The sequence below is a fragment of the Streptomyces populi genome, from assembly GCF_002911015.1.
Lineage (GTDB): Bacteria > Actinomycetota > Actinomycetes > Streptomycetales > Streptomycetaceae > Streptomyces > Streptomyces populi.
This window is the reverse complement of record NZ_KZ627078.1, coordinates 1-2,326: the sequence shown is the minus strand read 5'-3', so window position 1 is coordinate 2,326 and position 2,326 is coordinate 1. Positions and strand designations below refer to the sequence as shown.

At 72.5% G+C, this 2,326-nt stretch carries 1 protein-coding gene; it reads right to left on the bottom strand.

What is annotated here, in order from left to right; translation table 11 throughout:
* The coding region (locus CW362_RS42685; protein ID WP_162684455.1) for an ArnT family glycosyltransferase at positions 1-2,232 on the bottom strand (2,232 nt) is incomplete at its 3' end.
* Positions 2,233-2,326 lie beyond the last annotated feature (94 nt).

Below are 2,326 nucleotides of genomic sequence, written 5' to 3'. Positions count from 1 at the left end.
GTCGTAGAAGGTGGCCGAACCCACCGTCACCTTCTTGAAGTTGGCCGTGACCCACGAGCTGATCTGCGAGGAGGTGGAGGAACCGCCGGAGGCCGAGCCACCGCCCATGCCGCCGCCCAGTCCCCCGCCCGAGATGAAGTAGTGGACCCTGCCGTCCGTCACGTACTTCTTGAACTGGGCCAGGGTCGGGGACGGGTCGGTGCCGTTGAAGCCGCCGATCGCCATCACCGGCTTGCCGGTGGCGAGTTGGTAGCTCGCGGAGTTCTGGGAACCGATCGCGGCGGCCGCCCAGGTGTAGTCCCCCGCGTTCTTCGACAGCAGCGCCTCGGCCTCGGAGCTGACGGTCGCGCCGTTCAGCAGCCCTCCGGCACCGCCACCGGGCATACCACCCTCACCCGTACCACCACCGGGCATGCCGCCACCCTGCTGCCCGTTCCGGGTGCCGCCGTTGCCCTGCTGGTTCTGGCCGGGGAAGCCCCCCGTGCCACCACCGGGCACACCACCGCCGGGCATCCCGCCGCCCTGCTGCCCGTTCGGGGCGGTACCGCCGCCCTGCTGGTTCTGACCACCACCGGGGAACCCGCCCCGCGTGCCACCGCCACCGCCGCCACCGGGGAACCCGCCCCGCCCGCCGCCGAAGCCGCCCATGCCCGCCCCGGCCGGACCGGCCGTCACGATGGAGCCGGTGTGCCCGGTGTCCACCGTGGAGAGCGTGTACGCCGTGGGGCCCGCGACCGCGGCCACGAAGCCCAGTCCGGCGGCCGCGAGGGCGAGCCGCCTGCCCAGCCGGGCCGCGAAGATCAGGCCGAGCGCTGCGGTCAGACCGCCGACGAGGACCAGCCACTTGAGCCACGGCAGATAGTCGGAGGTGCGGTCGAGGAGGACGTACCCCCAGGCCGCGGTCGCGGTGACCGAGGCGGCGAGGGTGAGCGACGCCCACACCTTGCCCCGCTCCTCCCACAGCGCCGTCGCGCCCATGCCGACCACGGCGGCGATGTAGGGGGCCAGGGCCACCGTGTAGTACTGGTGGAAGATGCCGGCCATGTAGCTGAAGACCAGCGCGGTCGTCAGCAGCGCGCCGCCCCAGGCGAGGAACGAGGCACGGGCCAGGTCGGTCCGCTTCGCCTTCCGGGTCAGGACGAGACCACCCACCAGCAGGATCAGGGCCGCCGGGAGCAGCCAGGAGATCTGGCCGCCGATCTCGGAGTTGAACATCCGGTCCCAGCCGGTCTCGCCCCACTGCCCGGTGCCGCCTCCACCGCCACCGCCGCCGACACTGCCGGTCTCGTCGCCGTTGATGCGGCCGAGGCCGTTGTAGCCGAAGGTCAGCTCGAGGAAGGAGTTGTTCTGGGAGCCGCCGATGTACGGGCGGGAGGACGCGGGCCACAGTTCCACGATCGCGACCCACCAGCCGCCGGCGACCACCATCGCGGCCGCCGACAGACCCAGCTGGACGAACCGCTTCCGCAGTTTCACCGGAGCGCAGACCGCGTACACCACGGCCAGCGGCGGCAGGATCAGGAAGGCCTGGAGCGTCTTGACGAGGAAGGCGAGACCGACCGCGGCACCCGCCCACAGGAGCCACTTCGTGCGGCCGTCCTCCAGGGCGCGGATCACGCAGTAGACCGTGACGGTCATGAGCAGCGCGAGCATCGCGTCCGGGTTGTTGAACCGGAACATCAGCGCGGCGACCGGGGTGAGCGCGAGCACCGCGCCCGCGATCAGGCCCGCCGCGGCGCTGAACCGGCGGCGCACGGCCGCGTACAGGACGCCGACCGTGGCCACGCCCATCAGCACCTCGGGGACGAGGATCGCCCAGGAGCCGAGACCGAAGATCCGCACCGACAGGGCCATCGGCCACAGCGAGGCCGGGGGCTTGTCGACGGTGATGGCGTTGGCCGAGTCGAGCGAGCCGAAGAAGAAGGCCTTCCAGCTCTGGCTGCCGGCCTGCACGGCCGCGGAGTAGAAGGAGTTGGCGTACCCCGAGGCGCTCAGGCCGTACAGGTACAGCACCGCGGTGCTGAGCAGCAGGCCGAGGAGGGCGGGGCGCGCCCAGCGCGGGTCCTCGGGCCGGCCTCTCCAGACCCGCCGGAGGAAGGGCCGCTCGGGCTCACCGGGTCCGGGGACGGCCGCGGGCGGGGCGTGCTCCGGGGGAGGCGTCGAGGAGGCCGGCCCCCAGGCGTGACCGGTTCCGATGCTCATGTCCGTGCTCGTACCGGGCTGTGTCGTCATCGCGCGTTCCTCGGATCGTGATCGTGCGGGCGCACCGCCTGCAACTGCATGGTCGAATCCCGCCAGGAGCCGTCCGCGGCCTCACCGGCGCGGT